Source organism: Vibrio sp. Vb0598, from assembly GCF_033338935.1.
Classification (GTDB): domain Bacteria; phylum Pseudomonadota; class Gammaproteobacteria; order Enterobacterales; family Vibrionaceae; genus Vibrio; species Vibrio alginolyticus.
Genome location: NZ_JAWOTP010000004.1, coordinates 213,797 through 234,470 on the forward strand (window position 1 = coordinate 213,797; position 20,674 = coordinate 234,470).

General features: G+C 44.3%; 20 protein-coding genes. 4 read left to right on the forward strand and 16 right to left on the reverse strand.

Annotated elements, in window-relative coordinates; translation table 11 throughout:
• Positions 1-352: 352 nt before the first annotated feature.
• Together R7Q38_RS06575 and R7Q38_RS06580 are read left to right on the forward strand one after the other, a co-directional pair.
• Positions 353-1,819 (forward strand): sodium-dependent transporter, encoded by a 1,467-nt coding sequence (locus tag R7Q38_RS06575; protein ID WP_005372966.1) that lies wholly within the window; start codon positions 353-355, stop codon positions 1,817-1,819.
• Entirely contained in the window at positions 1,816-1,911 is a 96-nt protein-coding gene (locus R7Q38_RS06580) for a MetS family NSS transporter small subunit (RefSeq protein WP_005372963.1), read from the forward strand. Before R7Q38_RS06575 ends, R7Q38_RS06580 begins: the two co-directional genes overlap by 4 nt.
• Before the next feature lie 69 nt (positions 1,912-1,980).
• Here R7Q38_RS06580 and R7Q38_RS06585 read toward each other — a convergent pair whose 3' ends face one another.
• The 15 genes from R7Q38_RS06585 to yceD all read right to left on the reverse strand — a co-directional run bounded on the left by R7Q38_RS06585 (position 1,981) and on the right by yceD (position 15,130).
• Entirely contained in the window at positions 1,981-2,382 is a 402-nt protein-coding gene (locus tag R7Q38_RS06585) for a hypothetical protein (protein WP_005372960.1), read from the reverse strand.
• A gap of 212 nt (positions 2,383-2,594) precedes the next feature.
• Entirely contained in the window at positions 2,595-4,025 is a 1,431-nt protein-coding gene (ptsG, locus tag R7Q38_RS06590; protein WP_005372959.1) for a PTS glucose transporter subunit IIBC, read from the reverse strand.
• A 445-nt stretch (positions 4,026-4,470) separates the two neighbouring features.
• Positions 4,471-5,238 carry a YchF/TatD family DNA exonuclease gene (locus R7Q38_RS06595; protein WP_318114168.1) on the reverse strand — a complete coding sequence of 256 codons (768 nt, stop codon included), beginning with the start codon at positions 5,236-5,238 and terminating at the stop codon, positions 4,471-4,473.
• Positions 5,229-6,191, reverse strand: coding sequence for a DNA polymerase III subunit delta' (locus tag R7Q38_RS06600; protein ID WP_033905742.1), 963 nt, complete (start codon positions 6,189-6,191; stop codon positions 5,229-5,231). The genes R7Q38_RS06595 and R7Q38_RS06600 overlap by 10 nt, the downstream gene beginning before the upstream one ends.
• 24 nt (positions 6,192-6,215) lie before the next feature.
• On the reverse strand, positions 6,216-6,848 hold the full coding sequence (tmk, locus tag R7Q38_RS06605; RefSeq protein WP_005387350.1) for a dTMP kinase: 633 nt from the start codon (positions 6,846-6,848) through the stop codon (positions 6,216-6,218).
• On the reverse strand, positions 6,845-7,861 hold the full coding sequence (gene mltG, locus R7Q38_RS06610; protein ID WP_005372950.1) for an endolytic transglycosylase MltG: 1,017 nt from the start codon (positions 7,859-7,861) through the stop codon (positions 6,845-6,847). The genes tmk and mltG overlap by 4 nt, the downstream gene beginning before the upstream one ends.
• Positions 7,858-8,673 (reverse strand): aminodeoxychorismate lyase, encoded by an 816-nt coding sequence (gene pabC, locus R7Q38_RS06615; RefSeq protein WP_065274708.1) that lies wholly within the window; start codon positions 8,671-8,673, stop codon positions 7,858-7,860. The genes mltG and pabC overlap by 4 nt, the downstream gene beginning before the upstream one ends.
• A 107-nt stretch (positions 8,674-8,780) precedes the next feature.
• Positions 8,781-10,031 carry a beta-ketoacyl-ACP synthase II gene (fabF, locus tag R7Q38_RS06620; RefSeq protein ID WP_033905745.1) on the reverse strand — a complete coding sequence of 417 codons (1,251 nt, stop codon included), beginning with the start codon at positions 10,029-10,031 and terminating at the stop codon, positions 8,781-8,783.
• Between the two features lie 93 nt (positions 10,032-10,124).
• Positions 10,125-10,358: an acyl carrier protein gene (acpP, locus tag R7Q38_RS06625; RefSeq protein WP_004406112.1), complete on the reverse strand. Its 234-nt coding sequence runs from the start codon at positions 10,356-10,358 to the stop codon at positions 10,125-10,127.
• A gap of 246 nt (positions 10,359-10,604) precedes the next feature.
• Positions 10,605-11,339, reverse strand: a complete 735-nt coding sequence (gene fabG / locus R7Q38_RS06630) for a 3-oxoacyl-ACP reductase FabG (protein WP_031781117.1) — start codon at positions 11,337-11,339, stop codon at positions 10,605-10,607.
• Between the two features lie 45 nt (positions 11,340-11,384).
• A complete protein-coding gene (gene fabD, locus R7Q38_RS06635; RefSeq protein WP_054574794.1) occupies positions 11,385-12,308 on the reverse strand; it encodes an ACP S-malonyltransferase in 924 nt (307 codons plus the stop codon).
• Positions 12,309-12,383: 75 nt separating this feature from the next.
• Positions 12,384-13,334: a beta-ketoacyl-ACP synthase III gene (locus R7Q38_RS06640; RefSeq protein WP_017633845.1), complete on the reverse strand. Its 951-nt coding sequence runs from the start codon at positions 13,332-13,334 to the stop codon at positions 12,384-12,386.
• A gap of 5 nt (positions 13,335-13,339) precedes the next feature.
• Positions 13,340-14,365 carry a phosphate acyltransferase PlsX gene (gene plsX / locus R7Q38_RS06645; protein WP_017633846.1) on the reverse strand — a complete coding sequence of 342 codons (1,026 nt, stop codon included), beginning with the start codon at positions 14,363-14,365 and terminating at the stop codon, positions 13,340-13,342.
• Between the two features lie 10 nt (positions 14,366-14,375).
• Positions 14,376-14,546 carry a 50S ribosomal protein L32 gene (gene rpmF / locus R7Q38_RS06650; protein ID WP_005396978.1) on the reverse strand — a complete coding sequence of 57 codons (171 nt, stop codon included), beginning with the start codon at positions 14,544-14,546 and terminating at the stop codon, positions 14,376-14,378.
• Between the two features lie 59 nt (positions 14,547-14,605).
• Entirely contained in the window at positions 14,606-15,130 is a 525-nt protein-coding gene (gene yceD, locus R7Q38_RS06655) for a 23S rRNA accumulation protein YceD (RefSeq protein ID WP_005387307.1), read from the reverse strand.
• Positions 15,131-15,279: 149 nt separating this feature from the next.
• On the opposite strand from yceD, the gene R7Q38_RS06660 reads away from it, so the two are divergent.
• On the forward strand, positions 15,280-15,861 hold the full coding sequence (locus R7Q38_RS06660) for a Maf family protein (protein WP_213901623.1): 582 nt from the start codon (positions 15,280-15,282) through the stop codon (positions 15,859-15,861).
• Positions 15,862-15,919: 58 nt separating this feature from the next.
• Here R7Q38_RS06660 and rluC read toward each other — a convergent pair whose 3' ends face one another.
• The gene (gene rluC / locus R7Q38_RS06665; protein ID WP_239938640.1) at positions 15,920-16,864 is read right to left on the reverse strand and encodes a 23S rRNA pseudouridine(955/2504/2580) synthase RluC; all 945 of its coding nucleotides are present in this window, start codon (positions 16,862-16,864) and stop codon (positions 15,920-15,922) included.
• A 639-nt stretch (positions 16,865-17,503) separates the two neighbouring features.
• Here rluC and rne point away from each other — a divergent pair.
• Complete coding sequence (rne, locus tag R7Q38_RS06670) at positions 17,504-20,578, forward strand: ribonuclease E (protein ID WP_137282265.1); 3,075 nt, start codon at positions 17,504-17,506, stop codon at positions 20,576-20,578.
• The last annotated feature ends 96 nt before the right edge of the window (positions 20,579-20,674 follow it).

Sequence of the window (20,674 nt, forward strand, 5' to 3'; positions counted from 1 at the left end):
ACCACACACCCACATAAAACCACAATCAAACTCAAATTTAACAAGATTAAAACCAGACAACGCATCTGAATTAACATTTAGATTCTATTGCGCTAAGTATTATTAGAAGTTAGTCTGATCAGTGAAAACAGATAAATATTTCAGTTTTATCAAACACACATCAAAATTTTAAGATTAATAATCTACTTTCTCTTACAGTAGCCAGAATATAGCTCTATAAAATTATAAGAAGTTAGAATTAAGGATAGAAAAGCTGATGGATAACAGCGGTCCTTTCTTCCAACTATTTGCGCAATTATTACTGTGTTACGTAGAGAGCTTCATTCCTCAGGGAGTCTTATAGGAGTCAAATATGAAGCGAGAACAATGGGGATCCCGGGCGGGATTCATCTTAGCAGCAGTTGGGTCTGCTATCGGTTTGGGAAACATTTGGCGTTTCCCATACATGGCCTATGAAAACGGTGGCGGCGCATTTTTTATTCCTTACATTTTTGCCATGATCACTGCCGGTATTCCATTTATGATCCTTGAGTTCAGTATGGGACAAAAATACCGAGGCTCGGCACCAAAAACACTTGCGAAAATTCATTCTAAATTTGAATGGCTTGGCTGGTTCCAAGTTGGTGTGGCTGCAGTTATTGCCGTTTACTATGTGGCTGTTATCGGTTGGTCGATTTCTTACTTTGGGTTGTCGTTCACTCAAGGTTGGGGAACCGATACCAACGCATTTTTCTTTAGTGAATACCTAAAGCTAGGTGACAACTCACCAACAGACTTAGGCAGTATTCAATGGAAGATTGCTTTATCCATGGTAATTGCTTGGGCAATTACTTACACCGCCATTGCCAAAGGCGTGAAATCAGGAATTGAACGAGCATCTAAAATTATGATGCCAATCCTATTCTTGATGGTGATTTTCTTAATCGGACGTATGATTTTCTTGCCAGGAGCTCTAGATGGCGTGAACTACATGTTCGAACCCGATTTCAGCAAAATTTGGGATGTGAAAGTATGGGCAGCGGCATATGGTCAGATCTTCTTTACGCTAAGTATCGGCTTCGCCATCATGCTAGCTTACTCTAGCTACCTACCAGAAAAGTCAGACATAACGAATAACGCGTTTATGACCGTGTTGATCAACTGTGGCTTCTCGATCCTAGCCGGCATCATGATCTTCTCAGTATTGGGTTACATGGCTCAAGAGCAAGGTAAGCCGTTAACAGAGGTGGTATCTGCAGGCGTTGGCTTGGCTTTTGTTACTTTACCTGCGGCAATTAACCTACTACCTGCCCCATATATTCTTGGTCCACTGTTCTTCTTTGCACTGGTGGTTGCTGGTCTAAGTTCGCATATTTCAATTATGGAAGCCGTAACTTCAGCCATTATCGACAAGCTGAAGTGGAGCCGTAAAAAAGCTGCAAATGTTGTGATTGGTATTGGCTTCGTTGTCTCTATGGCGTTTGCTACCAATGGCGGTCTGCTGCTACTCGATCTAGTAGACCACTTTGCAAACAACGTTGGCATCATGGTTGGTGGTCTGGTTGAGATTGTCTTGATGGCGTGGCTATTGAAGCGCGTGCCAGAAGTACGTAATTACGTTAACGAGCGCTCTGATTTCTCTGTTGGTCAATGGTTCGAGATCTGCTTACGCTTCGTTACACCAATCATGCTCGCCATTATCTTAGCGACCAAGCTATACGCCCTAATTACTGAAGGCTACGGTGGCTATGATCTAACTTTAGGGTGGGCACTTATCGCCGCACTCTTTATCTTTGGTCTAGTGATCAACGCAGTGAACCGCAAGGAGACAGCAAAATGACAATAAGCGCAATTATTATGATGGTTATTGGTTTAGGTATCACTTGGGGCGGCGCTGCCGTTTGCATCAAGCGAGCCATGGATAAACAATAAAACGTTAAGTTCCATATAAAAAAACGCCGGTAGTTACCGGCGTTTTTTTGTACATACTTTAGTTCAATTCTAGAAACTGTACTTGATGCCAACGGCGCCGCCAAGTTGCAAGTCAGCACCTTTGTAAAGATCTAGCTCTGGGTGTATTTGACCATAAAGGTCCCAGCCGCGTGATAAATCCCAGTTCACACCAAGTGGTACTCTCACACCAAACTCGTCATCCCATTCATACCAGCCACCAACGCCGACATACCAAGTCACAGGCATGTTTTGATCGAATGTTCCACGCTTAGCGATGTAATCAAACGCCATACCATCGTTTCCGATAATGCCACGATATTTGTTATCTAACTCTACAACAACACTTAATTGTTGATCGACAGCCATACCAACTGATAGATCCGTTGGTTCGCTTGCCGCCATTGCCGTACTAGAAACTAGTCCCAAAACTAAAATGAATTTGTTCTTCATACACGTTATCAATTATTCAAAAAAACATTATTCGCTATTCAAACATAATGGCGTATCAATATGTCAACGATGGGTAAGCTCGATGTATGAAAAAGCTGACAAAAGTAAAGATGAGTTTAGGATCACACTAAAAAGGAACTGTCAGTTAATAAAATAGGAACTAAAAAAGGAGGCCGAAGCCTCCTTTTATGCATTACTATGAATGATTGCGATTAACCGTGGTTACGAATCCACTCATCCATTTCAGTTTTTAGGTTATCAGACTTAGTACCGAAGATAGCCTGTACACCACCAGCTACAACTACAACACCAGCAGCGCCTAGTTGTTTTAGCTTGTCTTGGTCAACAGCTGCTGTATCTGCAACTGCTACACGTAGACGTGTGATACATGCATCTAGACCAGTAATGTTAGCTTTACCGCCAAACGCTGCAACCAGTTCACCGCCCATATCAGAGCCAGAAGTTACAGCTGCACTTTCCGTTTCATCTTCACGGCCAGGTGTTTTTAGGTCAAGCGCTGTGATTACACCACGGAACACTACGTAGTAAATTACTGCGTAAACTAGACCAACGGCAATCATTAGCACCATCTTCTGAGCGTTACCAGATAGAACTAGGAAGTCGATCAGACCGTGAGAGAAAGAAGTACCGTGTACAAAGCCTAGAGTGTTCGAAACGATGTATGCAGAACCAGCTAGTAGAGCGTGGATACCGTATAGTAGTGGAGCAACGAATAGGAATGAGAATTCGATTGGCTCAGTAATACCAGTTAGGAATGAAGTCAGTGCAGCTGACGCCATGATACCCATTACTTTTGCACGGTTTTCTGGTTTAGCACAATGAGCAATTGCGATTGCTGCAGCTGGTAGACCGAACATCTTGAACATGTAACCACCCGCTAGCTGACCGAAGCCATTACCAGCAGCACGAGATGCTTCATCAGCAACTAGGTAACAAGTTAGTACACCATTTTGAGCTTCACCGGCAGCGTTAACACAAGAACCTGCTTCGAAGAAGAACGGTACGTTCCATACGTGGTGTAGACCGAATGGGATTAGAGAACGCTCAACAACACCGTAGATACCGAATGCTAGCTGTGGGTTTTGGTGTGCAGCCCAATCAGAGAATGCAGAAATTGCACCGCCAATTGGTGGCCAGATAACAGAAAGGATAACACCTAGGATGATCGCAGCAAAACCAGTGATGATTGGCACTGCGCGCTTACCAGCGAAGAAGCCAAGGTACTCTGGAAGTTGGATTTTGAAGAAACGGTTGAATGCCCAAGCAGCCACACCACCGACAAGGATACCACCTAGTACACCTGTATCGATTTTCTCAACACCCATAACGCCCGCCATTACACCTAGCGTTGCCGTCATGATGCCGTAACCAACGATAGCTGCAAGACCTGCAACACCGTCGTTGTTAGTGAAGCCTAGAGCTACACCTACTGCAAATAGAAGTGCCATTTGGCCGAATACTGAACCACCAGCTTGTTCCATAAGATTAGAAACGATCTCTGGAATAAAGCTTAGATGGGCAGCACCCACACCTAATAAAATACCTGCAACTGGTAAAACTGATACTGGAAGCATCAGAGCCTTACCAACTTTTTGCAGGTTAGCAAAAAGGTTCTTAAACATGTTTATGCTCCTGATAAATTTATAAGTATTATTTGGGCACTAACGGCACACCCCCGTAGCCTAAAGGTTAGCACCCAATGAAAATGTAACCACAACTGCATTATATTTTCCGGCTCTAAATATATATTGATGACCCTCAAACTTTCCACACAGTTACGAAATTTAGTTTCAAAACAAGTCTTGGATCACACCCAAAAACAGCCGATGAAAAGGTTTGCATTGCACTTATATTACTGTTTTATAAAGAATTAATTATTTATATAATTAATTTTAAGGCGTAAATAAAATACGCCTCAATGTTATTTTTAGTAACAAAATTACATTTGTGATTTTTGAATGTTATTAAATCAACATTTTTAGTAAACATTAAACTCGTGAGCGTATCTGTTGTTTTTATCAACAAAAAAGGAGCCTAAGCTCCTTTTTTATGCTCTTATTATTTTTTTCATCGCAAAAAAAGATTTCGGAAGTTTTCGGTGGTTTTTTGTGCCACTTCAGAAAGAGAGCACGATTTGAGTTGCGCAATATAAGAAGCGACTTCGACAACATAAGCGGGTTGATTCTCTTTGCCACGATGAGGGACAGGAGCCAAGTAAGGAGAATCTGTCTCAATAAGAAGCTTCTCTAAAGGTAGAGTCTTCACCACTTCTTTTAACTCTGTAGCTTGACGGAAAGTAACAATCCCCGAGATAGAAATATAAAACCCCAGCTCCAGTGCAGCTTCAGCAAATGGAAGATCTTCTGTAAAACAGTGGATAACACCACCACATTTCTCTGCCCCACCCTTACGCAAAATATCAAGAGTATCCGCACGTGCGTTTCTGGTATGGATAATTAAAGGTTTGTTGAGCTCCACTGCAAGATCAACGTGTTGCTCAAAGCGCTCTTTCTGTAACGCGGCCGTTTCGGGCTTGTAATGATAATCTAAACCCGTTTCGCCAATAGCGACGACTTTTGCATTCGACGCATGGTGGCGCAATACGTCCATCGAAAAGTCGCTTTCAACATCAAGTGGATGCACACCGCACGAAGCATAAACATTGTCATAAGGCTCGATCATTTCCATCATTTTCGGGAAAGAATCCAGCGTTACTCCAACAGAAAGTAGCTCAGTTACGTTTGCTTGTTTAGCTTTGTTAATAACGTCTTCCACATTGATGTGGAGATCGCCGTAATTCAATTTGTCTAAATGACAATGAGAATCTACGAACATAATGCCTCTCGTGATTCAATTAACCAATTCATTGATAGTAGCTCAAGGTTCAGGCCAGGAAAGGCTTGCACCTGAGCTTTCAGGTTCATCAGCGCCTTCGCTGATGAGTACAAACCGTTATAGTTGTCCGGTTGAAACTTTGTCGCGCCCGGAAGCATTTGAGCTTCTGATACACCAAACTGCGCTTTCTGAGCATCTGTCAGTAAATACCATGCCCAGTCTAGTGATTGCTCTGAGTGTTTAGCGATTAAAGAAGCACACTCAGAAACGTCTGAAACAGGCGAAGACATTGCCTTAATAAAACTGCGTTCAAAAGCCAAGTAAGCTTCGAGCTCACCATTATTTAACGCATCCAATGTTTTTATTGGAGAGCCCATATTCAGTTTTAAGGCATAAGCAGGAACTTGCTTCGCCCCTTGTTCGTGCATCCATTGCATCGCTTGTTCCGCTGACGGAGGCGCAACAACCCAGTGTTGGCAACGGCTACGAATCGTTGGGAGCAGACGCTCCTGATTGTGGGTAACGAGCAAAAACAAGCACTTTGCCCCAGGCTCTTCTAGCGTCTTTAACAGCGCATTCGATGCCGACTCGTTCATAGAGTCCGCCGGTTCTATTACAAATAGGCGGTAACCATTAAGCTGAGATGATTCCTGAGCAAGACGGTTACAAGCGCGAATTTGGTCCACCGTTATCGCCTTTCCTTCTTTCTCTGGCTTGATCCAGTGTAAATCAGGGTGGTTTTGAGATTGATTTAGCTGGCAGCTATGACAAAAACCGCATGCTTCACTCGCGTAATTTTGGCAAAGAAGTGCTTGGCTAAAAAACTCGATAAGTTTTTCGATGCCTAAGCCCTGATCGCTTTGTAATAAAAGCGCACCTGGTATTCTGTCCGACTCTAACCCTACTTTGAGGTTATCCCATATTGGCTGTAGCCATGGATAATCATTTAACATGAGTCACCTAAATTTACGTTTCACTTATTGACGAGCTAGCCACTCGTTTAGAGCGTCCCGAATATCACGCGACACGCCTTCAATCGTCTGTTCTGCGTTAATGATAACGATGGAAGGATCGGCATGAGCAATCTCCAAATAACGCTCACGTGTACGCTCGAAGAAACTAATATCCATCTTCTCTATACGATCTAACTCACCACGCCCACGTGCACGCTCAAGCCCAACACGAGGGTCAATATCCATATAGAGAGTGAGAGCAGGTTTAAAATCACCAAGCGTTGTATCCCGGAGATTTTTCATTAACGATGCGTCAATCTGACGGCCACCACCTTGATAAGCTTGCGACGACATATCGTGTCGGTCACCAACCACCCACTGACCGTTTTCCAAAGCTGGTTTGATCACGTTCTCAACCAACTGAACACGTGCAGCGTACAGAAGAAGCAACTCCGTCATGTCCTTAAGTTCTTCGCCTTCGTGCTCTTCTTTCACCAGAGCGCGCATTTTTTCTGCTAGCGGTGTGCCTCCTGGCTCACGGGTATTTACGATATCCTCAATACCGGCCGCTTTTAGCGTATCTAAAACGGTTTTAATCGCAGTGCTTTTACCCGCGCCTTCTAGGCCTTCAACGACAATAAAGTTTGCTTTCATCATTTGTTCTTTCTTAGTTCTCTTAAATAGGCACGAACAGCACGGTTGTGCTCAGCAAGGGATTTCGAGAATACATGTCCGCCCTTTCCACTTGCTACAAAATATAAATAGTTGCTGCTTTCTGGATTCAAAGCCGCTTCAATGGAAGCTTCACCAGCCATCGCAATCGGTGTTGGTGGCAAACCATTGATGGTATAGGTGTTATATGGTGTCGGCGTACGCAAATCTTTCTTACGAATGTTGCCATCGTAGGCGTCACCCATACCATAAATAACTGTCGGATCAGTTTGTAACCGCATACGTTTGTTCAATCGGTTGATAAACACAGAAGCGACGCGCTCACGCTCAGAATCAATAGCCGTCTCTTTCTCGATGATAGACGCGAGAATCAAGGCTTCATATTTATCCTGTAATGGCAGCTTTTCTTGACGAGCTTCCCAGCTAGCGTCCAGTATTTTATTGAGTTTTCGATGCGCTCGTTTTAATAACTGGCTTTCACTCGCACCCGCTGTGTAATGGTAGGTTTCTGCTAAAAACAACCCTTCTAGCTTTTCTCTCTCAATTCCGAGCTTCGCAGCCATTTCTTTTTCTGAAAGATCGGTTAAATCATGCTTTAAATAAGGAGCACTTTTTAGTTGATCTACCCATTCAGAAAAGCGGCTGCCTTCAACAAAAGTGATCGCAAACTGGTATTCTTTTCCAGTATTCAGATGCTCCAATGTTTGCGAAAGTGACATACCAGGCTCAAGTTGGTAAGTACCCGCTCGCACTTGCAACAATTCTGGATATAAGTGAGGAATTAAACGGATGTACTCCGATGTTTCAATCACCTCATCTTCAACTAAGGCGCGCATGACATGATGAAAGCTTGTACCACTTTCTACAGTAAACAGCTGAGGTTGTTCCAATAGAATAGGCTTTTCAACGTATTGTTTAGCCTGTGAAATTATATAAAAAACAGCTGCTGCGCCTATCACTGCGATCAGCACAACAAAAGCCAACAGTTTTTTAATCACGTAGTTAAATTCCCTTGCAGTCGTTGAGTCAATTTTCCTATCGGAAATATAGTCTTAGAGTTCGATGTCACTATGCTGCGAATAGGTGCGACACCTAATATTGAGTTACACATGAAAGCCTCGTCAGCACTCAGCAAATCTGGAAGTATAAAACGCCCCTCGATGACTTCAATATGACTTACTTTTAGTAACTCAAGCACCTTACGACGCATTACGCCCGTAACGCCTGATAAGGTCAGCTCCGGCGTAAATACTTTATTACCTTTAACCCAAAAAAGGTTGGCCATTGTAGTTTCAATGACATGGTTTTGCACATTTAACGTTATTGCATCTGCAAACTCTGTATTGTCGATTTCAGCCTTGGCGAGAATCTGCTCTAAACGGTTGTTGTGCTTATGTCCCGCAAGTAAAGGTTGAATCCCTAGACGAGTATTACAAACGCCCAAGTCCACACCTTGTTCTTGCCAAGATGAATAATGAGAAGGAAACGCAAAATTGGAAATCGTCACGATAGGGCTTTCAATCCCATTAGGGCTATACCCTCGCCCGCCAATACCGCGGCTAACGTGAATCTTCACCCCCGCTCGTGCGTCAGATAAAACCGCTTTGCTTGCCCAATCATGCACAACTTTCCAGTCAGGTGAAGAGATCTTCAAAGCGTCAAGGCAAGCACTCATGCGCTCAGTATGTTCCTGCCAGTAAACCAACTCTCCATTTTGGGTCAGGATGGTGGTAAAGCCTCCATCACCGTATTGGAATGAGCGATCACCTAGCTCTACATGCGTTTGCGGAACTCCATTTACCCAAAACATTCACGTACCTTCAAATTAGCAGACAACAAATAAAACAAAACGGCTCAATGCTAAGCATCGAGCCGTTAGAATACAAGTTTCGCTTATCTAAATTAGGTTAGATAGTGTTACTCAGCGAACTTCTTGAAGATCAAAGAACCGTTTGTACCACCAAAGCCAAACGAGTTACAGATAGCGTACTCCATACCTTCAACTTTGCGCGCTGTATGCGGCACAAGGTCGATGTCTAGACCTTCTTCTGGATCATCAAGGTTAATGGTTGGCGGAACAATTTGGTCAACCAAAGACATAACCGTGATAATTGCTTCAACAGAGCCAGCAGCACCTAATAGGTGACCCGTCATCGACTTAGTTGAAGACACAAGAACTTGCTTCGCACCTTCTTCACCAAGAGCACGTTTCACGCCCTTGATTTCTGCAACATCACCAGCAGGAGTAGAAGTACCGTGAGCATTCACATAACCTACTTGAGTACCTGTGATGTTAGCGTCACGCATCGCCGCTTCCATCGCAAGTGCACCACCAGAGCCGTCTTCGCTTGGAGATGTCATGTGGTAAGCATCACCAGACATACCAAAACCAACCAGTTCTGCGTAAATCTTCGCGCCACGTGCTTTTGCGTGTTCGTACTCTTCAAGCACCATCATGCCAGCACCATCACCTAGAACAAAACCATCACGTCCTTTATCCCATGGGCGAGACGCTTTTTGAGGCTCGTCATTACGAGTAGATAGCGCTTTAGCTGCACCGAAGCCAGCCATGCCAAGAGGCGTAGAAGCTTTTTCTGCACCACCAGCAACCATCGCATCTGCATCGCCGTAGGCAATCATACGTGCTGCATGGCCGATATTATGCAGGCCAGTAGTACATGCGGTAGAAATCGCGATATTTGGACCACGAAGACCACGCATGATAGATAGGTTACCTGCAACCATGTTTACAATGGTCGAAGGAACAAAAAATGGGCTAACTTTGCGAGGGCCTTTGTCTACTAATGCAGTATGGCCAGTTTCGATAAGGTCAAGACCGCCAATGCCTGAGCCGATAGCAACACCAACTCGAGCCGCATTTTCTTCGGTAATTTGTAAGCCAGAGTTATCAAGAGCTTGAATACCCGCTGCAATGCCGTACTGGATGAAAAGGTCCATCTTACGAGCATCTTTTTTAGACATGTACTCTGTGCAATCGAAATCTTTAACAAGACCTGCAAAACGAGTTGAGAAGTTCGTAGTATCAAAGTGCTCGATATTTACGATACCACTTTGACCTTCTAGCAGGGCTTTCCAAGATGATTCTACTGTGTTGCCTACCGGTGACAACATACCCATGCCAGTGACAACTACACGACGCTTGGACACGATATAATTCTCCGGGAATTGAATATTTCTATGAGAGGATAGAAGAAGTTAGAAAGAACACAGGCGGTCTAGGAGACCGCCTGGGAGAGCTAATTACTGAGCGCTGTTTACGTAGTCGATTGCAGCTTGAACAGTAGTGATCTTCTCAGCTTCTTCGTCAGGAATCTCAGTGTCGAATTCCTCTTCTAGAGCCATAACTAGTTCTACAGTGTCTAGAGAATCAGCACCTAGATCGTCAACGAAAGAAGCTTCGTTTTTAACTTCTGCTTCGTCTACACCTAGCTGTTCAACAATGATTTTCTTTACGCGTTCTTCGATGTTGCTCATTTTTCTTTTCCTTTACAGATTTCGCCTAATGCGATGATTCCGTAGTTTATTCGAACTATTGAAAGTTGCAAGGGGGTCCTTGCTGGTCAAACCACAAAATTAGCGAATTTAACCGAATTTCAATACATTTTTGACTTAAATCATGCACAAATCTTGCGCATAAGCATGACAAGTTCATGACAGTTAACTGCAACTATAGGCTATTTTTCACAATGTAAAATAGCTTATTTTGCATAAACTGTCGCATTAAACCATGTACATGCCACCATTTACATGCAAAGTTTCACCAGTAATGTACGCTGCTTCAGGAGAAGCAAGGAAAACTACTGCTGATGCAATTTCACGTGGGTCACCTAAACGACCTGCTGGCACGTTCGACAAAGTTGCCGCACGTTGGTCATCATTTAGCGCCTTAGTCATGTCAGTTTCGATGAAACCAGGAGCAACAGTGTTCACTGTTACACCACGAGACGCAACTTCACGAGCCATTGATTTAGTAAAACCAATCACGCCCGCTTTCGCTGCTGCGTAGTTAGTTTGACCAGCATTACCCATGGTACCAACAACAGAGCCTACGTTGATGATACGACCCGCACGTTTTTTCATCATACCGCGTAAAACCGCTTTAGACATGCGGTAGATAGGCGTTAGGTTGGTATCGATGATGTCGTTCCACTCATCATCTTTCATGCGCATCAATAGGTTGTCACGAGTAATACCAGCGTTATTCACCAGAATATCGATCACACCAAATTCTTCGTTGATCGTTTTTAATGTCGCTTCGATAGACTCGACATCAGTCACGTTAAGCGCTAAGCCTTTACCGTTATCACCAAGATACTCGCTGATAGCAGCCGCACCACTTTCAGAAGTAGCAGTACCGATAACCGTAGCACCTCGCTCGACAAGAAGTTCCGCGATCGCGCGGCCAATACCACGGCTTGCGCCGGTAACTAGCGCGATCTTACCTTCTAGATTCATCATGTTGTGTTTCCTTTTCTTATCGCAAATTTATCGCTTGATGGATTACTTCGCAGCGTCTAGCGATGCGATATCATTCACTGCTGCTGCAGTTAGCGTTTTCACGATACGTTTTGTTAGACCTGTTAAAACTTTACCAGGACCAAGCTCAAGAAGATTTTCTACGCCTTGTTCGTGCATCAGTTCAACTGTTTCAGTCCAACGAACTGGGCTATGTAGCTGACGAACAAGCGCATCTTTGATTTTTGCAGGATCTGTCTCAGCAATCACATCAACGTTGTTGATAACTGGCAGCTGTGGTGAGTTAAATTCGATAGACTCAAGAGCTACAGCAAGTTTTTCCGCTGCTGGCTTCATAAGTGCACAGTGTGAAGGTACTGAAACAGGAAGAGGAAGCGCACGCTTCGCACCAGCTTCTTTACATAGCGCACCAGCTCGCTCTACTGCGTCTTTGCTACCAGCGATAACGACTTGACCAGGCGAGTTAAAGTTTACTGGAGAGACCACTTCGCCTTGCGCTGCGTCTTCACACGCTTTTGCAATCGCATCATCAGCCAAACCGATAATCGCGTACATTGCGCCAGTACCAGCTGGTACTGCTTCTTGCATAAGTTGACCACGTAATTCAACCAGCTTGATGGCTTCTTTAAAGTCAATAACACCCGCACATACAAGTGCTGAGTACTCACCTAGGCTGTGACCGGCTAGGTTTGCTGGTTGCTCTAAGCCAAGTTCCTGCCATACACGCCAGATTGCAACAGATGAAGCTAGCAAAGCTGGTTGAGTACGGAAAGTCTCGTTTAAATCTTCTGCAGGTCCATTTTGAACAAGCGCCCATAGATCGTAACCTAGTGCGTCAGATGCTTCTGCAAATGTTTGTTTTACTACGTCATATTGTTCGCCTAGTTCTGCAAGCATACCTACAGCTTGAGAACCTTGACCTGGAAATACGATAGCAAACTTGCTCATGTTGTTTTCCTTTAAGCAAAGTAAAAAGAAATAAGATGCACCAAGTGCACCTTAAATTTTGAATTCTTGTGAAACTTAGAACTTCACAAGGGCCGAGCCCCAAGTGAATCCGCCGCCAAACGCTTCAAGAAGCAGAGTTTGACCGCGTTTAATACGACCATCACGTACCGCTTCATCTAGTGCTGTTGGCACCGTCGCAGCTGATGTGTTGCCGTGTTTATCAAGTGTAATCACGACTTGGTCTAGTGACATCGAAAGTTTCTTCGCTGTCGCTGAAATAATGCGGTAGTTCGCTTGGTGCGGCACTAGCCAGTCTAGTTCAGACTTATGCATGTTGTTGGCTTCAAGCGTATCTTTTACTAGTTTCGATAGCTGAGTGACAGCGACTTTGAATACTTCGTTCCCAGCCATATGAAGCCATTTATCCGCATCTTGCCCCCGCACAGGTACAGGTAGGCTTAGAAGCTCTCCGAATTGACCATCCGAGTATATGTGGGTAGAGATAATGCCAGGCTCTTGGCTAGCGCCTACGACAACGGCTCCCGCACCATCACCAAATAGGATAATGGTTGAACGGTCTGTCGGATCACACGTTTTAGACAAAGTATCTGAACCAATCACAAGTACGTTTTTGCACATACCAGATTTGATATGTTGGTCTGCAACAGATAATGCGTACACAAAACCAGAACAAGCAGCGGCTAAGTCAAAAGCTGGACAACCTTTAATGCCAAGCTTTGCCTGCACCTGACACGCAGATGAAGGGAAAGTATGGCTACTGCTCGTTGTGGCTACGATAATCAGGTCGATATCGTTTTTATCAATACCCGCCATATCGATAGCGTTTTCAGCTGCGTAGAATGCCATGTCTGCTACAGTTTCGTTTTCTGCAGCAATTCGACGCTCTTTAATACCCGTGCGAGCAACGATCCACTCATCACTTGTATCTACCATTTTCTCTAGATCTGCGTTTGTACGCACCTGAGATGGCAGGTAGCTGCCAGTACCTAAAATTTTGCTATACATGAAGACTAATAATGCCTCTCGAGTAAAACCGCTTCCAAACGATCGCTAATACGGCTTGGTACTTGTCGTTTGACCTCGTGTACTGCCTCGCCAAGTGCATTGACAATCGCAGATACATCCGCACTTCCATGGCTTTTTATGACAATGCCGCGCAATCCTAGCAAACTTGCGCCGTTATACTGGTCGGGGTTCAGTGTTTTTAGTTCATTAAACAGCCTAGAAAACAACTTTCTAGCTATCCAACCCTTTATCGTTGATGCCATTATGCTGGTTTTAATTTTTTCGATAAAAAGTTGAGCTGTTCCCTCACTGGCTTTTAAGCATACGTTGCCGACAAATCCATCACAAACAATGACGTCCGCAACATCATGCAAAATTTGATTACCTTCAATATAACCGACAAAGTTAATCGCATCGGTCTGAGAAAGCATTTCTGCGCAACGTTTGACTAAATCGTTACCTTTAATCTCTTCTGCGCCAATATTGAGTACAGCAACGCGAGGAGGACGACCCAAGTGTTCTTCAGCTAATGCACTGCCCATTACAGCAAATTGGAACAAGCTATCAGCATCGCACGATACATTCGCTCCCAGATCTAGCATCCAAGTGCGCTTTCCGGTAATCGTCGGTAAAGCGGAAACTAAAGCAGGACGTTCAATGCCAGGAAGTAACTTAAGAATGAAACGCGATAGTGCCATTAATGCACCGGTGTTGCCACCACTAACACAAGCATCCGCTTTCTGCTCAGAAACCAAATCGATAGCCATACGCATAGAACTATTTTGGCTATTACGTAACGCCAATGAAGGTTTTTCTGAGTTCGAGATAACTTTCTCGCTGTGAAGAATAGTCAAGCGGGAACTGGTCGAGGTACCGAGTTGAGATAATTGAGACGTGATCAGAGATTGATCACCAATAAGAATCACTTTTAGCTCTGGGAAATGAGACAGTGCCTGCACGGCGGCAGGCACTGTTACGCGTGGACCGAAATCCCCGCCCATTGCATCAAGTGCAACGGTAATACTTTGCAAAGGTTCAACCTTACTTGTTGATAACCTTTTGACCACGGTAGTAACCTTCAGCAGTTACATTGTGGCGTAGGTGAGTTTCACCAGAAGTCGCGTCTACAGATAGAGCAGCTGTAGTTAGCGCATCGTGTGAACGACGCATACCGCGCTTAGAACGAGTTTTACGGTTTTTCTGTACGGCCATTGACCCTACTCCTATACTATTGGGTTAAAAACCTGAAGAAGAATCGGCTACCACACCTATTACTTTTTCAGACTTTTCAAAACGTCGAATGGATTCGGTTTTTCTTCCTCAATTTCTTCAGGAATCTCACCAAAAACCATGTTATTTGAATCAACGCTACAATCCGCTTCATCGTGCATCGCAATTTGAGGTAATGCTAAGATGAACTCGTCTTCAACAAGTTGTATGAGGTCTAATTCACCATATTCATTTAGATCTACCAAATCATAAATTTCTGGTGCTTCCTGTTCTGTTTTCTCACCGTAGTAAGGAGTAGAAAGGAATTCAACTTCGCACTCATGTGCGAATACCTCATTACAACGCTGACACTCTAAATCGACTTCGATGTTAGCTTTACCAGAGATAACAACGAGTCGCTGTTCATCCATCCCAAATGACAATGAGACTTCTGCGTCGCGTTTTACGCCTTCAGTTGTTTCCACTAAGCGCTTGAAAAGACTAGCTTGGATGATGCCATCGTAATCCAATCGTTTCTGTGCAGCTTTAGCTGGGTCAACCGTTCGCGGTATTTTTACCTTTTGCATAGGGCGCGAATATTATCTTCCAAATCAAAATTAGTCAAAGAAAAAGGCAAAAAAGTTGTACTTTTTTACGCTTAACATACAGAGCATTAGCCAGAATCATTTTTGATCGATTATCCTATTGGAAATGCTCCCACGAATTGTAATTCAAAATGAAAAATTACCAACTGGTTTTAGCCTCAACTTCCCCTTTTCGTAAACAACTGCTTGAAAAGCTCTCACTACCATTCGTTTGTTTATCACCTGATTGCGATGAAACACCTTTTGACCAAGAAACGCCAACTGAACTTGTGCAGAGACTGGCCCAAGAGAAAGCAATATCTTGCCAGACGGATACAGCAAGTTTAGTTATCGGCAGTGACCAAGTTTGTGTCATTAATGGTGAAATCGTTGGCAAGCCTTTAAATAGAGATAACGCGATAAATCAACTTTTGGCTCAAAGTGGAAAAGTCATCACTTTCTATACTGGTCTTGCAGTACATAACACCGTCACAAACCATACAGAAGTCGGCTTTGATTCTTTCGAGGTGCACTTTAGAGATTTAACGCTTGAACAAATCGAACGCTACGTCGACAGGGAAGAACCTTTTTACTGCGCAGGCAGCTTTAAAAGCGAAGGCATGGGAATTTGTTTGTTTACGAAATTAGTTGGTAAAGACCCGAACACACTTGTCGGACTACCATTGATTGATTTGATTGATATGTTGCATGTTCAAGGACTCGATGTCCTTTAACCCAAATACGATAAAAGGGAGCCACAGGCTCCCTTTTGCATCCGCGAGGAAAACAGGGTTACGTGTTTCTTAAACCCGCCAACACTTTTTCTAGTTTCGGTTCCATCGGTGCGTTGATTTCCATCCACTCATCATTTGATGGGTGTTGGAACTTAATGTTTGCCGCGTGTAGGAACAAACGATCTAAACCAACTTGACCTGTATAAGCATCAAAGCGACGATCACCGTAGCGATCATCCCAAGCGATTGGGTGACCAGTGTATTGCGTATGAACTCGGATTTGGTGAGTTCGACCAGTAATCGGACTCGCCTGAATCAATGTAGCTTGTTCAAACTTTTCCAAAATCTTAAAACGCGTTTCTGACGGTTTACCATTAGGGTTAACACGAACAATACTGTTCACTTCGTTTTTGAGCAGTGGCGCGTTCACAACCTTACAACTGCTTTTCCATTGCCCCATGACAAGAGCTAAGTAAAACTTCTTTACTGTCTTTTCACGAAACTGGGCTTGCAAGTGACGAAGTGCAGAACGCTTCTTAGCAACCAGCAAAATCCCTGAAGTATCACGGTCAATACGATGCACAAGTTCAAGAAAGCGAGCTTGAGGACGCAGAGCCCTAAGCGCTTCAATCGCACCAAACTTTAAACCACTGCCACCATGCACAGCGGTGCCAGATGGTTTGTTTAGAATCAACATATGATCATCTTCGAAGATAATCATACTTTCCAACTCAGCGACTTTGTTAAGTTTCGTACTTGGTGCGACATCGTCATCTTTTTTCTCGACGGTCACCGGTGGAATACGAACGAGATCGCCTGCTTTTAACTTGTACTCTGCTTTTATACGCTTTTTATTTACGCGCACTTCGCCCTTACGCACAATTCGGTAAATCATGCTTTTAGGAATGTCTTTTAATTGGTTGCGCAAAAAATTATCAATGCGCTGACCCGCCATATCTTCGTCAATGTCGACGAACTGGACTTTTGTTCTTATTTCGTTCATGAGCCGTATTGTAAACTCAATTTCGTGCGACTTCACATTATTCTTGTCGTAAAAGAAACACTCGGTGGCACATACTGGTCTAAATTTCGCCAAGCTTTTGTTTAAATTATTAAAACTCTCAATCAAGTTCTCAATTTGTTTTCTGTCTTGAACAGTTTGCACATCTCAATTGCTTATGAAACAGCCAGTTATAAAATAGAAATTTTGAGTTTAGCGGCAAATTTTCTATCGTTTGCGTGAAAGCAGATTGCTGATAGCCACGCGCACTGCTATAGTTCACAGCTGCTAAGGAAGGTTTGGTTACATTTTATTCATTACCAATCATTTATCCTCAAGCAATGTGAGTAGATCGTTGAAGGTCGAGTGCAGCATTGGCGTGAGACACATCGAATTCAACACTCTTGCCACCCTACTCCTCGCATATTCACGTTGAGTACCTACCGCCCAAATAGCGGGTCACAAGTCTACGTTTCCAACAGAAACCACAAGAGGCTTGTGATGACTGAAGTGCCCGAGAGCATCCCCTTCCAGCCGGGAGGCTGCAAAATACAAGCCATGGGATCAGGCACCGTGAAAGAGCGAAAAAACAGTGGCAAGTCGACAAGAAAGATATAAAAGAAAAGACAACGAGAATTTTCAATGAAAAGAATGTTAATTAACGCAACTCAAAAAGAAGAGTTGCGTGTCGCTCTGGTTGATGGCCAGCGACTTTTCGATCTTGATATCGAGAGTCCAGGTCATGAATCTAAAAAAGCGAATATCTACAAAGGACGTATCACACGTATCGAACCAAGCTTAGAAGCCGCATTTGTTGATTACGGCGCCGAGCGTCACGGTTTCCTCCCTCTCAAAGAAATTGCCCGCGAATATTTCCCTGAAGGTTACACCTACCAAGGTCGTCCAAGCATCAAAGAAGTGCTAACGGAAGGCCAAGAAGTTATCGTTCAAGTGGAAAAAGAAGAACGTGGAAGCAAGGGCGCAGCTCTTACTACTTTCATTTCTCTTGCTGGTAGTTACCTTGTTCTGATGCCTAACAACCCTCGTGCTGGCGGTATTTCTCGTCGAATCGAAGGTGACGAGCGTACTCAACTGAAAGCCGCATTAAGTACTTTGGAACTGCCTCAGGGCATGGGCCTAATCGTACGTACTGCTGGCGTTGGCAAGAGTGCTGAAGAGCTTGAGTGGGATTTGAATGTACTACTTAACCACTGGGGTGCAATCAAAGGTGCAGCGGACTCTAACCCTGCTCCATTCTTAATCCACCAAGAAAGTAACGTTATCGTTCGTGCAATCCGTGACTATTTGCGTCGTGATATTGGCGAAATCTTAATTGATAGCAACACCATCTACGAACGTGCAAAAGAGCACATTCAATTGGTGCGCCCTGATTTCCTTAACCGCGTTAAGAAATATGAAGGCGAAGTTCCACTATTCAGCCACTACCAAATCGAAAGCCAAATTGAATCGGCTTTCCAACGTGAAGTGCGTCTGCCATCTGGTGGTTCTATTGTTATTGACCCGACTGAAGCACTAACGTCTATCGATATCAACTCTGCTCGTGCAACCAAGGGCGGCGATATTGAAGAAACAGCTCTAAACACGAACCTAGAAGCAGCCGACGAAATTGCTCGCCAATTGCGTCTACGTGACTTAGGTGGCTTAGTGGTTATCGACTTTATCGATATGACCCCAGTTCGTCACCAACGAGAAGTAGAAAACCGTCTACGTGAAGCCGTTCGCCTTGACCGCGCTCGTGTACAAATCGGTCGTATTTCTCGCTTTGGTTTGTTGGAGATGTCACGCCAGCGCTTGAGCCCTTCTCTTGCAGAAGCAAGCCATCACATCTGTCCTCGCTGTAGCGGAACTGGTGTCGTTCGCGACAACGAATCTCTAGCACTTTCTGTACTTCGTTTAATTGAAGAGGAAGCGCTAAAAGACAACACAGCACAAGTACTTGCAGTCGTACCTGTGCCAATCGCCTCTTACTTATTGAACGAAAAACGTCGTTCAGTAAACCATATCGAACGCATTCAAGAAGTGAAAATTACGGTTGTTCCTAACTCTGATATGGAAACACCGCACTTTGAAGTTATCCGTGTTCGTGAAGGCGAAGAGTTCGATCTGATTTCTTACTTACTTCCTAAGAAACTGGAAGCAATGAAAGAAGCAGAAGGTAAAGAGCCAGCGGAAGTTGACGTAAAACCAAAACGAATTGAAGAGCCAGTTCTTAAAGGCTTTGCTGCTCCGTCTCAAACCGCACCTGCACCAGCAGCTAAACCAGCTCCTGAGGCGAAGAAGAAAGAACAAAACGTTGAACAAGAAGAGAAACCTGGATTGTTCAGCCGTCTGTTTAAAGCACTTGGTAGCTTCCTATTCGGTGGTTCTGAAGAAACAAAAGAAGAACAGAAACCTCAGGAAGAGAAAAAACCAAATCGCGATAATCGACGTAACAAACGTGATCGTAACGATCGTCGTCGCAATAGCAACCAGCGCGATAATCGTGATAACCGCGACAATCGCGATAACCGACGTCGTCGTAAGCCTCGTGATGAGCAGGCTAATGAGCAAAACGAAGCTCAACAACAAACAAATAAACCGCAAAACCGTAACCAAAAGCGTAAACCTAAAGCTCAACAGGCAGATAAAGCCCAAGAGCAGAAAGCAAACGCAAAAGTAGCGGAAAAAGGTCTGCAGCTAGCAGCGGAAGCTCGTACTGAAACAAAACCAGAAGAGAGCAAACCGAAGCAGCAAAATGCGAAAGCAGAAAAAGTGAAAGAGCGCCGCCAACGTCGCAAATTGAACAAGTCTGTACGCGTTAAGGACCAAGAAGCTATTGAGAAGAAAGCCGAAGAAACAGCGGTTAAGACTCAAGAAACGGTTGAAGCTAAAGTTGAAAAACCAACAGAAGCAGCGGTAGAGGCACAGCAAGACAACAAGCAAGCAGAGTCTAAGCAACGTCGTAATCGTCGTTCGCCACGTCACCTGCGTGCAAGCGGCCAGCGTCGTCGCCGTGGCCGTGATCGCCGCCCTAACCCGTTCCGCCTACGTAAGGGAGGTGTCGCTTCTCCTGAAATGGCTATGGGTAAAGTAATGCCACGTTACATTCCGAAACCAGCACCTAAGAAGGAAGAGCGAGTTAAGGAAGAAGCTGTAGCAGCAGTACCTACAATCCAAGGTGGCTTTGCGTGTCCAGAAATGGCAATGGGTAAAGTGATTATTCGTCGCGAGCAACCTGTCGTAACAGATGCGCCAGTTGTTGAACACAAGGTTCAAGAAACCGTTGAAGCGAAAGTGGAAGCTCCAGTAGTAGAAGCACCTGTTGTTGAAACAGTAATCGCAGAAAAAGCTGAATCGGCAGTAGTAGAAACAGCATCGGTAGAGCCTATCGTTGAAACTCCTGTAACTGAACATGCTGAACCGGTTGATGTCATTGTAGAAACGGCACCTGCTGAAGAGCCTATCGTTGAAGCAGCAAAAGAGATTGCAGCCGAAGCGCCAGTAGATAAACCAGAGCCTAAAGTCGAAGCCATTAAAGTTGCGGCTAAGCTAAACGCTAGCGCACCGATGACGAAAGCACCTGGCCCTCAAGAGCTACGCGAAATCACGGTTGCAGCAGCGCCGTTCAAAACCGAACGTTACCAAGCTAAAGGTGCAGGTAGCCAAGTGGCTAAAAACCGTGCATCGGCAGAGATGACAAAGCCTAACTTTAACTAGGCTAAATCATTACGTTCAACTGCTTAACGGCATAAATAAATTAAAGGCTACCATCTGGTAGCCTTTTTTATCTTCATATTTGCCCAATAAATTGTT

Excerpts from the sequence above, each read along its gene's own strand:
- R7Q38_RS06575 (WP_005372966.1), top strand. The coding sequence starts at position 353 with ATGAAGCGAGAACAATGGGGATCCCGGGCGGGATTCATCTTAGCAGCA.
- R7Q38_RS06580 (WP_005372963.1), top strand. The coding sequence starts at position 1,816 with ATGACAATAAGCGCAATTATTATGATGGTTATTGGTTTAGGTATCACT.
- R7Q38_RS06585 (WP_005372960.1), bottom strand. The coding sequence starts at position 2,382 with ATGAAGAACAAATTCATTTTAGTTTTGGGACTAGTTTCTAGTACGGCA.
- ptsG (WP_005372959.1), bottom strand. The coding sequence starts at position 4,025 with ATGTTTAAGAACCTTTTTGCTAACCTGCAAAAAGTTGGTAAGGCTCTG.
- R7Q38_RS06595 (WP_318114168.1), bottom strand. The coding sequence starts at position 5,238 with ATGTTCGTAGATTCTCATTGTCATTTAGACAAATTGAATTACGGCGAT.
- R7Q38_RS06600 (WP_033905742.1), bottom strand. The coding sequence starts at position 6,191 with ATGTTAAATGATTATCCATGGCTACAGCCAATATGGGATAACCTCAAA.
- tmk (WP_005387350.1), bottom strand. The coding sequence starts at position 6,848 with ATGATGAAAGCAAACTTTATTGTCGTTGAAGGCCTAGAAGGCGCGGGT.
- pabC (WP_065274708.1), bottom strand. The coding sequence starts at position 8,673 with ATGTTTTGGGTAAATGGAGTTCCGCAAACGCATGTAGAGCTAGGTGAT.
- acpP (WP_004406112.1), bottom strand. The coding sequence starts at position 10,358 with ATGAGCAACATCGAAGAACGCGTAAAGAAAATCATTGTTGAACAGCTA.
- fabG (WP_031781117.1), bottom strand. The coding sequence starts at position 11,339 with ATGAATCTAGAAGGTAAGATCGCGCTAGTTACCGGCGCAAGCCGTGGT.
- fabD (WP_054574794.1), bottom strand. The coding sequence starts at position 12,308 with ATGAGCAAGTTTGCTATCGTATTTCCAGGTCAAGGTTCTCAAGCTGTA.
- R7Q38_RS06640 (WP_017633845.1), bottom strand. The coding sequence starts at position 13,334 with ATGTATAGCAAAATTTTAGGTACTGGCAGCTACCTGCCATCTCAGGTG.
- rpmF (WP_005396978.1), bottom strand. The coding sequence starts at position 14,546 with ATGGCCGTACAGAAAAACCGTAAAACTCGTTCTAAGCGCGGTATGCGT.
- yceD (WP_005387307.1), bottom strand. The coding sequence starts at position 15,130 with ATGCAAAAGGTAAAAATACCGCGAACGGTTGACCCAGCTAAAGCTGCA.
- R7Q38_RS06660 (WP_213901623.1), top strand. The coding sequence starts at position 15,280 with ATGAAAAATTACCAACTGGTTTTAGCCTCAACTTCCCCTTTTCGTAAA.
- rluC (WP_239938640.1), bottom strand. The coding sequence starts at position 16,864 with ATGAACGAAATAAGAACAAAAGTCCAGTTCGTCGACATTGACGAAGAT.
- rne (WP_137282265.1), top strand. The coding sequence starts at position 17,504 with ATGAAAAGAATGTTAATTAACGCAACTCAAAAAGAAGAGTTGCGTGTC.